The organism is Paenibacillus sp. FSL P4-0338 (genome assembly GCF_038002365.1).
In the GTDB taxonomy this organism is placed as follows: Bacteria; Bacillota; Bacilli; order Paenibacillales; family Paenibacillaceae; genus Paenibacillus_AQ.
In genome coordinates this window covers 2,310,395-2,328,325 of the sequence record NZ_JBBOCG010000001.1, presented here as the reverse complement: position 1 = coordinate 2,328,325, position 17,931 = coordinate 2,310,395, and the positions used below count along the sequence as shown (strand labels likewise).

Sequence of the window (17,931 nt, the reverse complement as noted above, 5' to 3'; positions counted from 1 at the left end):
CTCGAATAGTTGTACTTTTTCCACTAGATTCCCTCCGTGCGCAATAAACAGAACATTCCTTCCACTCTGCAATTCATACCACTGGGCATACTTGCTAATTTGTATTTACAAATTATGGAATACATGCTATCTTTGCTATGAAAGCGCAACCATGATCTGATAGTTTAACCAAGGTTTTACCATTTTGTTCATGGGGAGGAAAGAAGAAAATGAAGAAATGGCTCAAAAGAACAGGAACAATGCTGCTAGCGTGTACGCTGCTGCTTGGAGGGCTTACTGCACCGCCTGCGGCCCGCGCTGACCCTGCACTGATCACCATCGAAAGCGAGAATGCCCAGCTCACCCCGGATCTGCAAGTGACGACCCAGATTTACGGAACGCCGAAGCCCGGATATTCGGGAAGCGGTTTTGTCTGGATGCAGAACTCCGGTACGCTAACCTACACTGTAACTGTCCCGGCAACCGGGATGTATACGATCTCGACCCGTTATATGCAGGAGCTGAGCCCGGATGGCAGACAGCAGGCATTAATCGTTAACGGTGCTGCGAAGGGTTCGTATATGCTGCCCTACACCACTACGTGGAAGGAGTTCAACTTCGGCTATCACAAGCTGAATCAAGGCAGCAATACTATTCAGGTAAAAGCAGGCTGGGGATTCGCTTATTTCGACGCCTTAACGGTGGATCATGCGAACCTGGACCCCCTGATTGTACAGCCCGTTCTCTCTGATGCTCAGGCCACGCCCGAAACCCAGCTCCTGATGAATTATTTGACGGAGGTATACGGGAAGCATATGCTATCGGGCCAGCAGGAGATTTACGGCGGAGGGAATGACGGCAACTCCGAGCTGGAGTTCGACTGGATTCACAATCTGACCGGGAAATATCCGGCAGTCCGCGGGTTCGACCTTATGAACTATAATCCGCTGTATGGCTGGGAGGATGGCACTACCGCCCGCATGATCGACTGGGTGAATACCAAGGGCGGGATTGCGACCAATAGCTGGCATCTTACGGTTCCCCGTGACTTCACCTCCTATCAGCTAGGGGAATTTGTGGATTGGAAGCAGGCGACCTACAAACCAACCGAGACCAATTTCAATACCGCTAATGCTGTGATTCCAGGGACCAAGGAGTACAAATACTTGAAGCAGGCGATCAAGGACTTGGCGGAGCAGCTGCAGATTCTGCAGGACAACAACGTGCCCGTGATCTTCCGTCCTTACCATGAGGCAGAAGGCAACGGCGGGCTGAATGGAGAAGGGGCGTGGTTCTGGTGGGCTTCGGCAGGTGCGGAGGTGTACAAGCAGCTCTGGGATCAGCTTTATACTGAACTTACAGAGACTTACGGCCTGCACAACCTGATCTGGACCTATAACAGCTATGTGTACAGCACTTCTCCGGCCTGGTATCCAGGGGATAATCAGGTGGATATTGTCGGCTACGATAAATACAACACCATCTACAACCGCTATGATGGACTGTCCGGCGTGCCGAATGAGGATGCGATTAGCTCGACCTTTTATCAGCTGGTGGATCTGACTGGCGGCAAGAAGATGGTAGCCATGACCGAGAACGACACCGTTCCAAGCGTGCAGAATCTGACCGATGAAAAAGCAGGCTGGCTCTACTTCCTGCCATGGTACGGAGAGCATCTGATGAGCACGGCGTTCAATTTCCCGGCTACGCTGACCACTCTGTATCAGAGTGATTATGTCATTACGCTAGACGAGCTGCCTGATCTGAAGGGGAATAACCCTCATCCGAGTGCGTCTATTACGCCATCCATGGTGGAATTTGACAAAGCTCAGGCGCATCAGGCCGACCAGACCGTCACTATGAATCTGAACGGCAACACGTTAACGGCCCTTCGTTCCGGCACTACCGTGTTGACTGAGAACGAGGACTATACCTTAAGCGGGAACACACTGCTGCTCACTAAGGCGTTCCTGGCAACGCTGCCGGTTGGCGAGCATTCGATCGTCCTGGATTTCAATCAGGGCCAAGATCCCGTGTTAAAAGTAAAAGTCATCGATACAACGCCAGGTGCTGCCATCTCACCAGACCATGCGGTGTTTGACCGGGCGGCGAATCTTGCACAGGATATTTCCGTAGCGCTTACCTTACAGGGGCATCAGCTGACAAGCCTGAAGAGCGGCAATTACACCCTTATCTCCGGTCAGGACTATACGGCCACAGACACTGCGGTTGTTCTGAGAAAGGCTTATCTTGCCACGCTGCCGCTCGGCCAGCATGCGGTCACTTTTCATTTTAGCGGCGGAGCAGAGGTTGTGCTTACTGTGAACGTAGAGGATAGCAGCGTTCCGCTGCCTTCAGGTGACTTGACCATTCAGGCCTACAACGGCAGCACCGGTGCTTCAACCAATGGAATCGCACCCAAGTTCAAAGTAATCAACACCGGGAATGCACCGGTCCAGCTCAGCGATGTGAAGCTCCGCTATTACTATACAATCGACGGCGAGCAACAGCAGAGCTTCTGGACCGACTGGGCCAGCATCGGAAATGCGAACGTCACCGGGACCTTCGTGAAGCTGGACACCCCGGCCGCCGGTGCGGATTATGCTCTGGAGATTGGCTTCACCAGTGCTGCGGGCACCCTGAACCCCGGCCAGAGCGCCGAGATCCAGACCCGCTTCGCTAAGATCAACTGGTCGGGCTACAATCAGGCCAACGACTATTCCTTCAATGCCACCAGCACCCAGTTCGCCGATCATGAGCAGGTTACGGGTTATGTGAACGGACAGTTGGTGTGGGGGATTGAGCCTTAACTTTAACTGCGCGCAAACGTAGATGTTGACCCATTCTCCGGGTTTCGTTTCGGCTGGATTAACCAATATACCAATACTCTGTTTTATAATGGATATATTTTGATGTTCGGAATGTCTATAGCGATGCTTGTGTCTTGCCTGATAATAAGAATGCAATCCAAGCAATTTCGTCGTCCATAAATAAGCTTGTAACCGTTTTCGTGTGACGCAATTACTATAAGAACGGAGGTTCTAATATGTTAGCCAAAATCAAAAAGTACGGAGTATACAGCGTAGCTCTAGTATTACTGGCTTCCACCTTGCTCGGCAGCACGGGTTCCCGCGCCTCTGCGGAAGAAACGTCAGCTGCGCTGACTTCAGACTTCAGATCGCTGCAGGCTTCACAGATTGTCAGCGAGATGGGGGCCGGATGGAACCTGGGCAACTCGCTCGAAGCTTCGGTGAACGGGATTCCCAGCGAGACCGCCTGGAATAACCCGGCCATTACGCCGCAGCTGATCCAAAAGGTCAAAGCAGCAGGCTTCAAAACCATCCGCATCCCGGTCTCCTACCTGAATTATATCGGGAGCGCCCCCGGCTATACGATCAACTCAGCGTGGCTGGATCGTGTGAAAGCAGTCGTGGATTACGCCTATAATGAAGGCCTGTATGTCGTCATTAATATTCACGGGGACGGCTTCAATTCTGTTCAGGGCAGCTGGCTTCTGGTGAATAGCGGCAACCAGACAGCCATTAAGCAGAAGTATCAGAAGGTGTGGCAACAGATCGCGAATAAGTTCGCTAATTATGGCGAGCGGCTGATTTTGGAGTCGATGAACGAGGTGTTCGACGGCAGCTACAACAATCCGAATCCGGCGTACTACGCCAACCTGAATGCTTACAATCAGATCTTTGTGGATACGGTCAGACAGACAGGCGGCAACAATAACGCCAGATGGCTGTTGATTCCGGGGTGGAACACAAATATCGACTACACGGCGGGCAATTACGGGTTCGTGCTCCCAACTGACAATTACAGATCATCCACCATACCCGGCCCGGAAAAAAGAATCATGATCTCCGCCCACTACTATTCCCCTTGGGATTTTGCCGGTGAGGAATCGGGGAATATCACGCAGTGGGGAGCGTCAGCGACGAACCCTGCCAAAAAATCCACCTGGGGACAGGAGGATTACCTGAACTCGCAGCTCCAATCCATGTACAATAAATTCACGACTCAAGGTTACCCTGTAGTGATCGGTGAATTCGGTTCGATTGACAAATCATCCTACGATTCAAGCAATAATAACTACCGTGCCGCCTATGCCAAAGCCGTAACCGCAACCGCCAAGAAGTACAAGGCCGTACCGGTCTATTGGGACAATGGCTATAACGGCCAGCATGGCTTCGCCCTGTTCAACCGTTATAACAACACCGTCACCCAGCAAGGCATTATCAATGCTATTATGCAGGGGATGCAATAAAGAGGACTCCGCCGGTATACAAGCAAGAAGCTCTTGGGATCATCCCAAGAGCTTTTTGCTGCGCGCTGAACACAAGCTTCCGGCTATGCCGATGCTGTGTACAGCTTAGTGCCATACTGTCGTGCGGTCAACCGCCAGGCGGGTGGAAGGGTGGCCGGCGGCCGCGGCTTTGCCAATGGAGATTAACATAACCGGCACATAACGCTGTGCATCCAGTCCGAAGGCACCGGCAATCTGGTTTTTATCGTATCCGCCTATGGGATTGGTGTCGTAGCCGTGCGCACGCGCAACCAGCATGAACTGCATGGACACCAGACCGGCGTCAATTAATACGGTATCGCGTTTTTGTTCCAACGACAAGCTTTGCAGGAGGGGCAAGTAGGCAGCCATGAACTGCTCCTTCACCTCTTGTGGCATGTAGCCAGATGCAACCGTGTCGCTGAAGATTTCGTCCATATACTCGGGGAAATTCAGGTCACCGAATACAGCCACTACCGCGGAAGATGTCTCCACCTGTTTGCTGTTGGAGCTGGCCAACGGAAGTAGCTTGGCTTTGGCTTCAGGACTTTCGATCACGACAAAACGCCAAGGCTGCAAGTTGACGGAGGAGGGGGCCAGCGAAGCTTCTTCCAGCATTTGCGACATTTCCTCCCGGCTGATGGTAACGGAGGAATCATAAAGCTTGACCGACCGGCGGCTTTTAACCACTTCCATGAAATCTTGAACTTTTTGTATACTGCTCATATTAGACAGCTCCTTCGAGGGATTAGAGGTTCTGGGCATTATGGTGCATCCGTTCCAGCATGTCTGCCAAAGCCTGGCGTTCTTCGGGATCGAAGCCGGCAAACAGTCCTTCCACTACTTCTGAATTAGCCTGCAAAAAATGATTAACATGCTGCCGGCCATTCTCATTGAGACTTACGAGAGTCATGCGGTTATCGTCCGGGCAGGTACGCCGATTGACAAATTGGAGTAACTCTAGCTGCTTTAAATGGCGGGTCACCGCGGCACCGTCAATGCCAAGGGATTTCTGCAGGGCGCTCTGGCTTACTTCCTCGGTAGCAAGAAGTTCTTGCAGCAAACGGAAGCGGGAGGCACTAAGGCCGGTACAGCCGGAAAAAGCGCTGCTGATCCGGGTATTCAAAGACTGCATCCTTTGCAAAATACACTTTTCAGTTAAGCCCTCATTCATCGGTTCCCTCCTTTTGAAATTTAGTTGACTCCTCAATGATTGATGGGTCAATGATTGATACATCAAATAATATAAGGGATGAGATATAAAAAAGCAAGCGCTAATTATCCGTGATTTTGTGCAAGAACCTCCCAGATAGCTCAATCATATACCATTCATGCAATCTTTCGGGTTGTGCCATTGCGGGCTATACAGGTTGTTGGGAAAGTACAGGATATGTTATCGTAGCAGGGGAATTGCTGATTGCTGAAGTGATGAACTATATGAATCTGTTGTCCGTGGAGAAATAGAACCTGGAAGACAAGGAGAGAAGCTATGCTATGAATCGTGCTACTGGGACCCCGCCACCAGGCAAAAAAGAATTCAATCCGAAAGACGCTGTACTGGTTTTCCTCGCCTTCGCCCTGATCAGCGCAGCCGTTATCTTTGCCCTTGTTATCTACGAAGTCCTGAACCTGAAGGACCTGTTATCCTTTGGAAATCCGCTGCAACTGGCAATGTATGTTGTCCTTCCCCCAATCAGCTTGCTGCTGTTCGGAATCATCCTGACTCTAATTACGCCTGCCAGCTATATTGATGAAACGAATAAGAGCTATCAGAATTACTCGCTCACGGCAATCCTTGCCTTCACTTTTGCCGGTGCGTTATTTGAGGAGCTGCTCTTCCGGGGAATTATACAAAATGTACTCACCCTCTACCTTCCCAACCTCCGGGTCGCTATCGTAATCACTACGGTGCTGTTTGTGGGAATGCATGTCCAGTACTACACGAAGCCGCTAATGCTACTGAACATCACTATCCCGAGCCTGGTCTTCGGGTGGGTCTATGGGCAGACGGATAATTTGCTGGTCCCGATCCTTGTGCATTTTCTGATGAATCTCGGGATTACGCTGCTGTTCAAATATAATATGATTCAGATGAGAGGGGAGAAAAATAGTGAATAAACTGACAGGAATTTGGTCGGTGGACTGTATGTACGGGCCTGGGGCGCAAGGGGATGAACGGATTATTTTTCAGGACAATGGGTTTGGTTGGATTGAGATCATGAATTGGGACTCGATATTGATTGAGACCTTCCATTGGACGGCGGAAGGGAACCAGTTACAACTTCGGGGGGAGCGGGTCTTGAGTAATTATGAGGCACCCCAATCTTCTGATCTTAATCTGGAGGGAGTGGGATTTGTAATTGAAGATGGGGATACACCCTCAGGTCGAACAATGCCGCGCTTACGCTTTTCCATACCTCTAATTGTGGATATTACGACATTGGGGTTAATGGAGAATAAGGTTGCAGAGGACTACTATTCACAGCGGTTGAAATTCGTAGAGAACAAGGTGGGGGAGTAGAATGGATTCCCTATCTGTCCGCGCAGAGATCGAAGAATTAATCAAGTCGCTGAAGCTGGACCGGAGAGGGCTACATGAAGTTCGCAAAGACCAGTGGAGGCGCATTTTGAGTGAAATTGAGGAACGGTTTCTGGTAAAGACCCATCATACGCAGGGCTTACACTGGGGCTGGAACCGGCTGCAGGAACCCCAGTATAGCGCCAGCTTCGTAGACAAAGACTATGCCAAGCAAAGAGACATCATCCAAGATGAATCCATCTGGTTCATTGCCGAGGATCGGTATGATAAGCTGTGGCTTTATGAGGGGAAGACGGTGGCGATTCTCCAGGTGATCCCTGAGTTATGCCACCTGAATGAGTATTACCTGATCTCCAAAAAGCTTCAATGGCTCCTCTGCGAAGATCACCATGACATGCTCCACCTGAGCGGCCAGCCGGTCATTGACCGGTGTATGAGATATGAAAGCTCTAACCCTTAGGGGATAAAGCTTTCTTCATGCAGATTATAAATTCCAATCCCGCCAGGAATGGCATTTAACCAAGATTCTTCGATATGATGATTTTCCCCCGTTTGGTTGACTCTTCACTTTTGCGATACGCCTGAAGAAGGCCTTGGGCAGTGAAGGGATAGGCCTCATTTATATGGATATTCAGTTTATTCTCTTGCATTTGGCGGACAATGGATTCAAAATCGGTACGGTTAGCTCTTGCCTGGAAGAAGTAGGCGTGAATACCGCGGACCTTCGGTTGTTGATTGAGCGCGAATGCCACCAGTGAAATAAAGGTTCCGCCATCCTTGATGACCGAGTAGTTCTTCCTTCCGATGTCTCCCGGTAACCCGGTACCGAAAGTGGCGGGGTCCATAGCAGAATCCAATACAAAATCAACAGACTCTGTGATTTGGGTGGTGAAGTCGGTTTTCGAGTAATCGATCACCTCGTCAGCACCGAGTCCTTTGACGAAATCGTGATTATAGTCCCTCGCAGTTGCGATTACATATGCTCCATGTTGCTTCGCTAACTGGACTGCAGCATGTCCTACTCCTCCAGCGCCAGCTTGAATAAGGATGCGTTGTCCCGGTTGAAGATGGCCATGCTCAAACAGCGCTTGCCAGGCTGGCAAGGCAACGGCAGGCGCAGCGCCGGCCTCTTCGAAGGAAAGGCTCTCAGGAATAACGGCCAGGAGATCTTCCTCCACGGCAACATAGTCCATGTAGGAACCTCTCGGAATCATTCCCATGACACGATCCCCCGGCTTGAAATGCCGGACTTTCCCGCCAACCTCTTTAACAATGCCGGCTACTTCATTACCAAGAACAAGCGGTAATTGAAATAGATCCTGGAATTTATCGGCCATCGGACTCTCAAGAATTGCGCCGCTGCGAAATAGAACATCTGCGGGATTGATGGATGAGGCGCGCATTTCGACGAGAACCTGTGTGTCGGTGAGTGCGGGAACGGGTACTTCCAGTTCTTCTAGCGCTTCGGGAATTCCAAAGCTTGTCAAAGCAATAGCTTTCACGATTAAATCCTCCTCTTAAATTAAACATAAGAATGATTCACAGATTGTTTAAGCAACACCTGTTTGATATGATAATAATATTGCCTGCTTGAGAGTTCAACCGGCAGAGTTAGAGGAAAGTTGCATAGGCAACACATTAAGATAATTGATGTTTAACAAGGAGATATAGGGATGGTAAATCAGGAAGATCCGAGGGTATTGCGTACACGAGAGTTAATTAGAACAGCGTTCAGAGATTTGCTGCAGAGAAAAGGATTTGATGCAATCACCATCAAAGATATCGCTCAGGAAGCAACCATTAACCGCGCCACTTTTTATGCCCATTTTGAAGATAAATATGCTTTGCTGGACGAAGTCACAGAACAGGCTTTTCATGAGAGAATTCCTGAGCAAGTGGTGAATGCACAGGAGTTCACGGATGATATATGTGAACAGTTGATCATAATGACGCACCAATACATCGTGGATTTTTATCGGATCTGCAGAATAGATTCCAATCCGATGGCTAAGCTGGTCGATGACAAAATAAAAAAACTGCTGCAGCAAACCATAGAAAACATTTTTCTGCGAGGGGATGACCGTTATAGGGCGGACGTTCATCATATCAAAATGATGGCGGCCATGACAGGTTCAGCCATCTATGGCGCTGCACATTATTGGTTAAATGCCGGGGAGAAGAGCGGGACCGGTGTGCTTACAGACATTGCTCGTCCCTATGTAATGAACGGTCTGGGCAGGGAAATACTCAGGAGGTGAACCATGGAATGGATCAGTTAAATCAACAACTATGGGCTGCTGTTCAGCAAGGCGATATGGATCGTGTGACCCGTTTACTGGAAGAGGGGGCTGATATCGACGCTACAGATTCCTCAGGCAGAACACCTGCAATGATCGCTGTACACACGAATCAATTAGAGCTTTTCAAATTGTTGATTGAACAAGGGGCGGACATCGATATTCGCGATAACCGCTTAGACAATCCGCTTCTTTATGCGGGAGCAGAAGGGATGCTTGATTTCGTTAAGGTGGCTATTGCCGCAGGTGCGGATACATCCATCCTGAACCGGTTTGGGGGAACGGCACTGATTCCTGCTGCTGAACGCGGTCATGTGGACGTTGTGGAAGAGCTGCTGACCACTTCTGACGTCGATGTGAATCATATCAACAATCTTGGCTGGACGGCACTGCTGGAGGCGGTTCTTCTGGGTGATGGTGGAGAGGCACATCAGGCTATTGTACAACTGCTGATCGATCATGGGGCAGACGTGAATCTTGCCGATTCCGAAGGCGCTAGTCCGATTGAGCATGCCCGAAGAAGCGGTTATCTGGAAATCCTGGAAATGTTGACGAAAAGAGCAGGGAAGAGCGGTTGAATACTTCGTATATAAGACATTCTAAAGCTCTAATAACCTGGCATCGAGACCCCGGCAAATTTTCAAGAAATGAATGGATACGTGATATCGTTGTTGACTATGGGGAGATCAGACGGGGTCATGCAAGGGGGTACCTGGACCGTATTGGTCTGGATTACTCTATAACGCTATTTTCATATACTTTACTCATACTTGTTCCACAGAATTCCCGCAATCGCCTGCTAAGATGAAGATACTTTCAAAGAAGAGGTGATTGAAATGATCAAATGGACAAGAAGAGTAATCGCAGTGTTGGCAGTAGTGAGTGTAGTGGGCGGCTCAACAAGCGCATTCGCAGCAACGGCACCTGTTGTGAAATCAGTGAAAGAGGTGAAGGTGACTGCACCAGTGGTGAAATCTTCCACTCCAGCCAAGATAACTCCAGTGAAAGCTTCGACTCCTGCTAAAGCAGTAACCTCTGTGAAGAGTACAGCAGCCACTAAAAGTCCGGTCAAGTCTACAACGCCAACCAAGCACAAAGCAGCAGGAAAGACAGTAGCCTCACATGCCAAACACAAAACAGTATCCAAAGCTGTGACACCTTCCAAATCGGCCGGCAAGATCATCGTGACACCAAAGAAGAAATAATGCTAATGCATCCATTGCAGTCTTCCGCAGCAACATACTTATAAACACAGAAGGCGGGGCTCATGAAGAGTCCCGTCTTTTGATCTATACATCTAACTAACTCTAACCTCCGTCTACGGCGTGTCCAAAAATAGCTTCAGACAAATGGTTGTCCTCGATGAACTGTAAGATAAGCTTCGAACTGGTGGCAAAGGAACGGGGTTCACCAAGGATCGTGGAGGAGATTACGCCGACTATTTTATCGCTCGAATCTATGACAGCACTGCCGCTGTTTCCGGGCCAGGTCTGCACATTGAATTCCATGGAGTGCGTGTACACATCGGGTGTTGACGCATTTTTCGATTTGCGGATTACGGCCACATCATCGGCGGTGAATGTTCCGTAGAGCGGTGTCCAGGGGTACCTCTTGGTATTCCCAGTCTCCGAATTTCCTATTGGCTTAGTAGGGTGCCCGATGACCGTCACCTTTTCATTGGCTGTTGGCACAAGCTTGAACTCCTTGAAATAGCTGTCCTGATAGGTTTTTGGGATTTTGTTAGCGTCAATCTTCAGCAGGGAGAGGTCATCCTTAAGATTTGTTGCCACAAGTGTGCCTAGCAGATACCCGTCCGATTTTTGCGCATAAAAAGTGATTTGGAAGCGCAATTTCTTTCCATTATAGCTGGCGGGGGCCACGTGATTATTAGTGATAATGTATCCGCCGGGTAACATGAAGCCTGCACCAATACCAATCTTTGTCTTGCTCCCTTGACCGGACATTACATACTTGTCTATCATAACGACACGTGTCAGATTCTTATAATTACGATAGGCTTCGGCTTGCTCTTCTTTGGATAATGCGGCGTTGCTAGTGTAAGGCCCGACCTTGATCCCGGATTGGATGACCGTCGTGGATGTAATGGAGACTTTGCTGACAGCAGAAGCTGCGGCGATGTGGATGCCCAATGTTAGAACTGCAACAGCCAGTAGGCATGAGAGGAATCTGCTAACCCTGCGAGTCATAATCACTCCCCCTTTAGTTGTATACTATTGAGGAGTGAGACATGTTGTGACGGTCAGTCTGCGGATATGTAAGAACAGAGCTTCACATTTTTTTCGAAACAGGGGAAGGCGAGGATTAAGACGAGTCCTTTCTTTAATCTACCTATATAACCCTGTATGATAGAGCTAGATTAGGACGGTAAAGGGGTATACATAATGGCCAAAATAGTAGTCGTAGACGACGATCTTTTCATTTTACAGCTGCTCTCTGAATATTTGCGTAAGGAAGGGTATGACGTAACTTCGTTCTCTAGCGGCCGCACGCTGATCGAGCATGTCCGTGTAGAGCACCCGGATTGCCTGATTCTCGATATTATGATGCCCGGGATTGACGGTCTGGCGCTGCTCACCGAACTACGTACCTTCACCGAACTCCCTATTATTATGATCTCTGCACGCGGCGAAGAGAGTGACCGGATTCAGGGGCTGGAGCTGGGCTGTAGTGACTTCCTGAGTAAGCCGTTCAATCCGCGTGAGCTGGTGGGCCGGGTGAAGTCTATGCTGCGTCTGGCTAGAGCGGGCAATGCTGCTGCGGAGGAGATCTCCCAGGTGGTGACGGCGAAGCAAGTCTGCAAATCCGGGAATGTGGAGATTGATGCGGATTACCGGACAGTGAAGGTGAATACGGAGGATGTGAGTCTGACCTCCCGTGAATTCGATCTCCTGCTCTTCCTGGCCTCTCACCTGGAACGGCCTTTCGGGCGCGAGCATCTGATTCAGCAGGTGTGGGAATATGACTTTTTCGGGGATGTCCGGGTTGTAGATGATGTGGTCAAAAGAATCCGTAAAAAGCTCGCCGAGCACCACTCCACGCTTCTAATTGATACGGTGTGGGGCTTCGGATACCGTGCATCCGTGCGGAAGGTGTAGCCATGCGGACCATTCGCGGTAAAATGTTGTTCTCGCTCTGCATTGCCATGCTCGTCACTGTAGCGATTACGGTGATGCTGTTCGTGCATCTGATCGACGACATCCTGATGAATCAGGTGAAGGCTGAGCTGCATGGACAGGTAGGGAAGGCGCAGAAGCTGCTAAGCGATGGTGACCTCAACAATCTGAACAGCACGCAGTTCAAGTATGTCGTCAAGGGACTGATGATGAACGCGGACTATATGATTCTGGATGCGGATCAGAAGATTATTGACGCCAGCAATGAGAAAGAAGAAGGGAAGCAGCTGCATTACACGCCTACGGGAAAAAATGGAATAGCCCTCCTGCACGGCAGGAAGGTATTATATGCGCAAGAAAAGCTTAGAGGGCTGTCCGATGAAATCTTCATCTATTCGCCGCTATCTTCGCTTAGAGCCTTATACGGCTCACTAATGCGAACTACTTTGCTGTCTATCGGAGTCAGCTTTGTGGTGATTCTTGCGATCGGGTTGTTCGCCGTCTCACGGGTGGTGCGGCCGCTGAACCGGTTGAAGGAAGCCGTTGGGCGATATGAACCTTCCTATGCGCAGGGCAATCCATTTCCGCAGGGAGACCGGACCGAGATCGGGGAGCTGATGACCACCTTCCAGTCCATGTCGGGGCGTATCCAGCAGCATCAGCGCAACCAGCTTGAATTCCTGCAGAATATCTCACATGAGCTAAAAACCCCCCTGATGTCCATCCACGGCTTCGTGTTCGCCATTCAGGATCAGGTGGTCACGCAGGAGGAAGGCCTGGAGGTAATCACCACCCAGTCGCAGCGCTTGATTGATATGGTAGACAAGCTGCTCCAGCTCTCCCGGCTGGAAGCCGTAGACGAGCATTGGCCTGCCGCCACCGTTGACCTGCGAACCATGGCCGAAGAAGCCGCCATGCTGCTCATGCCGGAGGCCAGCCGGCGGGACCTGAAGCTCACCGTGGAAGGGGAGAGCCTGCAGGTTACGATTCCCGGTGAGCAGCTGTTCCGTATCCTGGTCAATCTATTGCAGAATGCGGTTAGGCATACCACAGATCAGGTGGTTATCCGGGTGGACCCGGAGGTTCCTGGAGCAGCGTGGGCGATCCATATTGAAGATAACGGCCCGGGTCTGGCCGAGGAGGAGCGTGAAGCCGTTTTCGGGCGTTTCTATACCGGAGCTAATGGAGTAACTGGCCTCGGGCTAGCCATCTGCCGCCAGATTGCGGCACGGCTGAACGGGGAGCTGACCTATTCCCGCTCGGAGCTGGGCGGGGCGCGGTTTAGTTTTAGGAAGAAGATTGGGTAATAAGTTGCCGCGTGTGTAAAGTAACAGCAGCAGAATTAGACTAAATAAGTCTTAGACTGCTGCTGTTGTCGTTCAACTAACCTTACCTGTTTGCGTAATGTTTCGTTTGTAAATTATGATACGGTTCACCGCGCTGTCTGTAACGGCAAGTTTTAATTCTTTTCAGGCAGATTGACTTTTATGTTCAAAAGTCTGGTTGTTGTTATCATACCCGCGTTTTCCAAAGTTCTTTTGGAAGCCTCGTTATAATACCAGCATCCGCAAATCGGCGAAAGGTCATGGCTATAACACCATTTTTTTAATTTAAGAATAATACTTTTTCCAATTCCTTGCTTGCGATACGCCTCGTTTGTAAACATGCCAATACTCGCCAGGCCATGAAGCATTTTGCTCTTTTCCAAAACCCCAATTCCCAGTAGGGTAGCGCCCCGGTAATACGTAAAGAGTTCCCCGTTAACTATCCTTTTTTCATATTGATCAAGGAATTCCCCGCACATATGTTGAATGGGGAGGAGTTCGTCCAATGTTGCCGGAGCAAAAACGTCGCTTTTATAAGATTCATTTTCCGGAATTTTTAGCTGGCTATCCTGAAAGAAGTAAGCCTGTTTGGTGAGTTGAAAGTCTTTATCCAAAGCCAAACTAAGAAACAACTCATCACAAGTGGGAACAAAGAGAGACTTCACCCTATACTGTTCAATCACTTGGCTGAATAACGTTTGGGCATCCTTAACATATGAGGGCTGAATGTAAAATTGCGTAAGCAGTTGGCCATCATGAATCGCAAAATAGCCAATCTCTCTTATTTCATCACAGATTACGTAAAAATCAGATGCAAGAATGTGTTCCTCCAGAAAAGAGTCAAATGGCGAGGATAAGGTATGAGTATAATCATGGATGAGATGCTGTACTTCGTGCAGCAGGCACTTTGTAAATATCACGTTAATCACCTTCTCGAAAATTGATCGACCTTTCTTCATTTTAGTTCCTTTTCGTTGGGTAACAGCATTATTTTCATCGGCACTCTTCATACCAATCATCTTCAAGATTTTGAATAGTATCCTGTAAAAGACCTGAAAATGTTGGAGCTATAAAATATACAAAATCAGGGTCATGCACATAAAAGATAACTTGCCCAACTGTACCATGTTCTGTTGGGTCAAAGTCTATCATTAAATACATTGCCCCACCTACAACCTGTGCAAAAGGAAACCAACGCTTGTTAAATAAATAGGGCTTAATACGAGAATCTAACTTACTAATTTCCTCATCGCTATAATATTCGCTCATTAAATTATCACGATCGCAGAAAAACTTTTTCGTGTCTCTAATATCATCTAAGGAAAGCAAGGTGAATGGAATAACACTATCTCCATATGAAGTATATAAAAGATTAAGCGGATAACCGCTGCCATCCTTAATTGCATAAAACGCCTTGAAATCTGTTGGTAATAAAATGTTAAAATCTCTTTCAAAGTCGTCAATCTGTTTATCCATTACTCCAGTAATCTTCTTGTAATCTTCAAAGTACTCAATGTCTTCATCCACAACTTTTTCAGCTAATAAATCCTCTATTTTTGTGTATAATTCATCGATTTGAGAAATCTTACTCACCTCCAAATAGATTACACCTTAGAATACTAATCGCCGGGCATGTGCCAACCCGTTTCCTCATCCCAAATAACATCCGTATCATCTAGATGCACATGCCAATCCCCATTAGAAATACTTCTTCTAATATCCGTCAAACAGGTCAACCAATAAAACAGCGCATGCAATGTATCTTCAAAATTGTCTGATAGGGGCAGCTTTGTTGCACCTGCAAAGATTACTGTTGGTTCCTCCTGATCATAGTCATAAACAGAAAATGTTTCTCCAATATCCTTCATTTCAAAACCCACATTGTATTTATCAATGATGGCCGTGATCTCTTGTTTCTCGCTGTTGGTAAGGTTATGATTTCTCGTACAAGTGTAATAAATAGAAATCCCCATGCTACATTCCTCCATTATAAAAAATAATCACTCAAGAACTTATATTCTCTTTATTATGCCATATTAATCCAATAGAAGTAAATTCTCAGTGCTTTAAATAGCCCGCTTTATCAAGTAGACTATCTTTAGTTGTAATGGTATTCATGATGAATTTAAGTCAATTTCGGCATGCTTGATGTCACGTTCTCAAGGTTTTGTAAGGGCTATTCTAAAACCAAGATCATCTATCTTGAAATCGGGCATGCTTTTCCTTCTACTGGTAGAACCACAGTTGTTCTCAACTTCAGCCCAGCTACCTCCCCGGAAGACTCTATAGTTCCCATATCGTTCAGTATCATATAGATCCCAGCACCATTCCCAAACGTTCCCAATCGTATCAAAAAGTCCCCATGGATTAGGAAGCAGTTGTCCTACTTGATGGACGGAACCATTGGAGTTTTCTTGATACCATGCAATTTGATCAATTCTTGCATATCGGTATCCCGTAGTTCCCGCTTTGCACGCATATTGCCATTCAGCATCTGACAGTAATCGAAAGCCATTGGCTGTCTTGTTATATATTGTGTTCTCACTTTCATTTGTGAATGTGTAGCATTCTGTCCTTCCAAGCATTCTGGACAATTCATTACAAAAGACAAGCGAATCCATCCACGAAACTTCCGTAATTGGAAGATTATTCACATTCGGTTCTACTTCTTCTTCATCCATGACAAAATGATACAACTGCCGGGTTACCGGATACTTCATTACATGGAAAGGTTCGATCGTTTCAGTCCATGTAATAGCTTTTTTATTACTACCAGGGTCTGATAACGTGTAGTCAGAGCTAAGCCATTTATTTGTGTTAATATAATCGCGTAATTCAATGGTTCCCCCTTTTACCGGCACCATCAAATTCATTAAATCCATTAGAAAGCGCTCTCTGTCACTTCCATATTTTTCGATAATCTTATTGACCTCCCTTGCTCATTTATCGCCAGAAAGTTTCTTTTATTAACTGTATTATCCTGTTTAATAGCTCTGAAATGTATCCGCAAAAAATTTGCCGCTATTTATGATACGGTTCACCGTATTGTATGTGCACCGATTTAAGCCAGTATTCAATGTACTTCACTACTAGACGCTGTCATTGCTACGGGCTTCCCGCATGATCCAGCTCAAGTGCAGCCAGCAATAGAAAGAGTGAACCGGCTTAGAAGCAACTGTCGTGACATCAGACGTTTTGCCGCACCAACAGTAGACATTTGTTATGTGGCTTCCGGAAAACACCTGGAATCTGCGAGGATTTCTTGACGTTATTGCGTATGAAATCTGAATAACATATTTGTACGTGGAAAGCGGTAAACCTTGACGCAGGGGTAAGGTTTTTTTACCGAATAGGTACTGCTAAAATGACATGCAACAATCGATTTACTTTAAGATGTTTCGTGATGTATCCGCTATCCTCTAATAAATCAATGAGCTTGGGGAGTAGAATAGAATCCTCATCACTTTCATGGACTGTGCTTTCTTCCCCGTCAATCATCAAATCCGCGATGCAGATCCGTCCGTGAGGTTTTAATACCCTGCGAATCTCCTGAATAGCGAGCGGCATTTGGTCACTCGTCAAATGATGCAGAGCAAAGCTCGAAACAATAAAATCAAATTTCCCGTCAAGGTACGGCAATGCCAGGAAATTGCCAAGCTTGGTCTCCATCTCTGGAAATTTGCGCTGACACTCCTTTAACATTTCGTTGGACTGATCCACTCCAGCCATCACCGCGCCTTCATGGATCAGTCGGCCAGCCAAATTCCCCGTACCCGTTCCAATATCCAATCCTCTTTCTCCATGAATGGCTGATACCCACTTTACGACAAGGCGCAGCGCCTCATCATAGTCCCCATATTTCCGAGTGTCCACTTGAACCAACTGATCGTGAACGCCTGCCAAGCGGTCATACCCCCACTTATCCTTCCATGTCCGTTGTTCCCTCAGTCTTCTCGAACCCTCCGCCAGAATGTAAATGTCGTCTAGTGGAAGTGCATGGTCCTGCTTGAGGGTTTCAATCATTTGGTCTGTTGTCTCAATAATCTGCTGCATTTCGACCCACTTAGTGAACATGACAGATCGCTGGAGTTCCAACAAATATCGTAATTGACTGTTTCCTTTGGCTTCAATATCCAATAGTGCAGTCCTAATGTCACTAACCGGCATTCCTAATTCCCGGAGTGCAATGATCGTCTGCAAGCGCCAAATATCTTCTTCGTCAAACATCCGATACTGATTGTCATCTTGTTTGGAAGGAGCAATAAGACCTTTTTCTTCGTAAAACCGAATCGCGCGCTGAGATATTTTCAGCATATCAGCGACTTCTTTTATTTTCATGAGATAGACCCCTTTATGTTCTTGACCC

At 47.8% G+C, this 17,931-nt stretch carries 19 protein-coding genes; 10 read left to right on the top strand and 9 right to left on the bottom strand.

Annotation, left to right across the window (positions count from 1 at the left end):
* The first annotated feature begins 209 nt into the window (after nt 1-209).
* On the top strand, nt 210-2,789 hold the full coding sequence (locus MKZ07_RS10300; protein ID WP_036701088.1) for a glycosyl hydrolase: 2,580 nt from the start codon (nt 210-212) through the stop codon (nt 2,787-2,789).
* 236 nt (nt 2,790-3,025) lie between these two features.
* Nucleotides 3,026-4,252 (top strand): glycoside hydrolase family 5 protein, encoded by a 1,227-nt coding sequence (locus MKZ07_RS10295; RefSeq protein ID WP_051494046.1) that lies wholly within the window; start codon nt 3,026-3,028, stop codon nt 4,250-4,252.
* Between the two features lie 105 nt (nt 4,253-4,357).
* Here the strand turns inward: MKZ07_RS10295 and MKZ07_RS10290 are convergent, their stop codons facing one another.
* Both MKZ07_RS10290 and MKZ07_RS10285 read right to left on the bottom strand, forming a co-directional pair.
* A complete protein-coding gene (locus tag MKZ07_RS10290; protein WP_156949745.1) occupies nt 4,358-5,035 on the bottom strand; it encodes a nitroreductase family protein in 678 nt (225 codons plus the stop codon).
* Entirely contained in the window at nt 5,019-5,444 is a 426-nt protein-coding gene (locus tag MKZ07_RS10285; protein WP_036701092.1) for a MarR family winged helix-turn-helix transcriptional regulator, read from the bottom strand. The genes MKZ07_RS10290 and MKZ07_RS10285 overlap by 17 nt, the downstream gene beginning before the upstream one ends.
* Before the next feature lie 320 nt (nt 5,445-5,764).
* Here MKZ07_RS10285 and MKZ07_RS10280 point away from each other — a divergent pair, with 320 nt between their 5' ends.
* The 3 genes from MKZ07_RS10280 to MKZ07_RS10270 are packed head-to-tail and all read left to right on the top strand — an operon-like array spanning nt 5,765 to nt 7,269.
* The gene (locus MKZ07_RS10280; RefSeq protein WP_036701094.1) at nt 5,765-6,388 is read left to right on the top strand and encodes a CPBP family intramembrane glutamic endopeptidase; all 624 of its coding nucleotides are present in this window, start codon (nt 5,765-5,767) and stop codon (nt 6,386-6,388) included.
* Nucleotides 6,381-6,791, top strand: a complete 411-nt coding sequence (locus MKZ07_RS10275; protein ID WP_341025695.1) for a hypothetical protein — start codon at nt 6,381-6,383, stop codon at nt 6,789-6,791. The genes MKZ07_RS10280 and MKZ07_RS10275 overlap by 8 nt, the downstream gene beginning before the upstream one ends.
* Nucleotide 6,792: 1 nt before the next feature.
* Nucleotides 6,793-7,269: a DUF6756 family protein gene (locus MKZ07_RS10270; protein ID WP_036701097.1), complete on the top strand. Its 477-nt coding sequence runs from the start codon at nt 6,793-6,795 to the stop codon at nt 7,267-7,269.
* A gap of 55 nt (nt 7,270-7,324) precedes the next feature.
* Here MKZ07_RS10270 and MKZ07_RS10265 read toward each other — a convergent pair whose 3' ends face one another.
* Nucleotides 7,325-8,311 carry an NADP-dependent oxidoreductase gene (locus MKZ07_RS10265; RefSeq protein ID WP_036701100.1) on the bottom strand — a complete coding sequence of 329 codons (987 nt, stop codon included), beginning with the start codon at nt 8,309-8,311 and terminating at the stop codon, nt 7,325-7,327.
* Between the two features lie 171 nt (nt 8,312-8,482).
* Here MKZ07_RS10265 and MKZ07_RS10260 point away from each other — a divergent pair, with 171 nt between their 5' ends.
* From MKZ07_RS10260 to MKZ07_RS10250, 3 genes are all read left to right on the top strand, one after another.
* A complete protein-coding gene (locus tag MKZ07_RS10260; RefSeq protein WP_036701102.1) occupies nt 8,483-9,067 on the top strand; it encodes a TetR/AcrR family transcriptional regulator in 585 nt (194 codons plus the stop codon).
* Nucleotides 9,068-9,075: 8 nt separating this feature from the next.
* Nucleotides 9,076-9,684 carry an ankyrin repeat domain-containing protein gene (locus MKZ07_RS10255; protein ID WP_036701104.1) on the top strand — a complete coding sequence of 203 codons (609 nt, stop codon included), beginning with the start codon at nt 9,076-9,078 and terminating at the stop codon, nt 9,682-9,684.
* A 258-nt stretch (nt 9,685-9,942) separates the two neighbouring features.
* Nucleotides 9,943-10,311, top strand: a complete 369-nt coding sequence (locus tag MKZ07_RS10250) for a hypothetical protein (RefSeq protein ID WP_036701106.1) — start codon at nt 9,943-9,945, stop codon at nt 10,309-10,311.
* Between the two features lie 102 nt (nt 10,312-10,413).
* Here MKZ07_RS10250 and MKZ07_RS10245 read toward each other — a convergent pair whose 3' ends face one another.
* Entirely contained in the window at nt 10,414-11,313 is a 900-nt protein-coding gene (locus tag MKZ07_RS10245; RefSeq protein ID WP_036701108.1) for a S1 family peptidase, read from the bottom strand.
* 195 nt (nt 11,314-11,508) lie between these two features.
* Between MKZ07_RS10245 and MKZ07_RS10240 the strand changes: the two genes are divergently transcribed.
* Together MKZ07_RS10240 and MKZ07_RS10235 are read left to right on the top strand one after the other, a co-directional pair.
* Nucleotides 11,509-12,222 (top strand): response regulator transcription factor, encoded by a 714-nt coding sequence (locus MKZ07_RS10240; RefSeq protein ID WP_036701110.1) that lies wholly within the window; start codon nt 11,509-11,511, stop codon nt 12,220-12,222.
* Nucleotides 12,223-12,224: 2 nt separating this feature from the next.
* Nucleotides 12,225-13,547, top strand: coding sequence for a sensor histidine kinase (locus MKZ07_RS10235; RefSeq protein WP_341025690.1), 1,323 nt, complete (start codon nt 12,225-12,227; stop codon nt 13,545-13,547).
* A gap of 152 nt (nt 13,548-13,699) precedes the next feature.
* On the opposite strand, the gene MKZ07_RS10230 is transcribed toward MKZ07_RS10235, so the two are convergent.
* From MKZ07_RS10230 to MKZ07_RS10210, 5 genes are all read right to left on the bottom strand, one after another.
* Nucleotides 13,700-14,584 carry a GNAT family N-acetyltransferase gene (locus MKZ07_RS10230; RefSeq protein WP_341027963.1) on the bottom strand — a complete coding sequence of 295 codons (885 nt, stop codon included), beginning with the start codon at nt 14,582-14,584 and terminating at the stop codon, nt 13,700-13,702.
* Nucleotides 14,559-15,158, bottom strand: coding sequence for an SMI1/KNR4 family protein (locus MKZ07_RS10225; RefSeq protein WP_341027960.1), 600 nt, complete (start codon nt 15,156-15,158; stop codon nt 14,559-14,561). The genes MKZ07_RS10230 and MKZ07_RS10225 overlap by 26 nt, the downstream gene beginning before the upstream one ends.
* 26 nt (nt 15,159-15,184) lie before the next feature.
* Nucleotides 15,185-15,538, bottom strand: a complete 354-nt coding sequence (locus MKZ07_RS10220; RefSeq protein WP_341025689.1) for a hypothetical protein — start codon at nt 15,536-15,538, stop codon at nt 15,185-15,187.
* A gap of 186 nt (nt 15,539-15,724) precedes the next feature.
* Complete coding sequence (locus tag MKZ07_RS10215; RefSeq protein WP_341025686.1) at nt 15,725-16,447, bottom strand: formylglycine-generating enzyme family protein; 723 nt, start codon at nt 16,445-16,447, stop codon at nt 15,725-15,727.
* Nucleotides 16,448-16,907: 460 nt separating this feature from the next.
* Nucleotides 16,908-17,903, bottom strand: coding sequence for a MerR family transcriptional regulator (locus MKZ07_RS10210; RefSeq protein ID WP_076160437.1), 996 nt, complete (start codon nt 17,901-17,903; stop codon nt 16,908-16,910).
* Nucleotides 17,904-17,931: the final 28 nt, after the last annotated feature.

Bases quoted from the DNA above. Each gene is read 5' to 3' on its own strand.
- MKZ07_RS10300 (WP_036701088.1), top strand. From the start codon at position 210: ATGAAGAAATGGCTCAAAAGAACAGGAACAATGCTGCTAGCGTGTACG.
- MKZ07_RS10295 (WP_051494046.1), top strand. From the start codon at position 3,026: ATGTTAGCCAAAATCAAAAAGTACGGAGTATACAGCGTAGCTCTAGTA.
- MKZ07_RS10290 (WP_156949745.1), bottom strand. From the start codon at position 5,035: ATGCCCAGAACCTCTAATCCCTCGAAGGAGCTGTCTAATATGAGCAGT.
- MKZ07_RS10285 (WP_036701092.1), bottom strand. From the start codon at position 5,444: ATGAATGAGGGCTTAACTGAAAAGTGTATTTTGCAAAGGATGCAGTCT.
- MKZ07_RS10280 (WP_036701094.1), top strand. From the start codon at position 5,765: ATGAATCGTGCTACTGGGACCCCGCCACCAGGCAAAAAAGAATTCAAT.
- MKZ07_RS10270 (WP_036701097.1), top strand. From the start codon at position 6,793: ATGGATTCCCTATCTGTCCGCGCAGAGATCGAAGAATTAATCAAGTCG.
- MKZ07_RS10260 (WP_036701102.1), top strand. From the start codon at position 8,483: ATGGTAAATCAGGAAGATCCGAGGGTATTGCGTACACGAGAGTTAATT.
- MKZ07_RS10255 (WP_036701104.1), top strand. From the start codon at position 9,076: ATGGATCAGTTAAATCAACAACTATGGGCTGCTGTTCAGCAAGGCGAT.
- MKZ07_RS10250 (WP_036701106.1), top strand. From the start codon at position 9,943: ATGATCAAATGGACAAGAAGAGTAATCGCAGTGTTGGCAGTAGTGAGT.
- MKZ07_RS10245 (WP_036701108.1), bottom strand. From the start codon at position 11,313: ATGACTCGCAGGGTTAGCAGATTCCTCTCATGCCTACTGGCTGTTGCA.
- MKZ07_RS10240 (WP_036701110.1), top strand. From the start codon at position 11,509: ATGGCCAAAATAGTAGTCGTAGACGACGATCTTTTCATTTTACAGCTG.
- MKZ07_RS10235 (WP_341025690.1), top strand. From the start codon at position 12,225: ATGCGGACCATTCGCGGTAAAATGTTGTTCTCGCTCTGCATTGCCATG.
- MKZ07_RS10230 (WP_341027963.1), bottom strand. From the start codon at position 14,584: ATGATTGGTATGAAGAGTGCCGATGAAAATAATGCTGTTACCCAACGA.
- MKZ07_RS10220 (WP_341025689.1), bottom strand. From the start codon at position 15,538: ATGGGGATTTCTATTTATTACACTTGTACGAGAAATCATAACCTTACC.
- MKZ07_RS10215 (WP_341025686.1), bottom strand. From the start codon at position 16,447: ATGGATTTAATGAATTTGATGGTGCCGGTAAAAGGGGGAACCATTGAA.
- MKZ07_RS10210 (WP_076160437.1), bottom strand. From the start codon at position 17,903: ATGAAAATAAAAGAAGTCGCTGATATGCTGAAAATATCTCAGCGCGCG.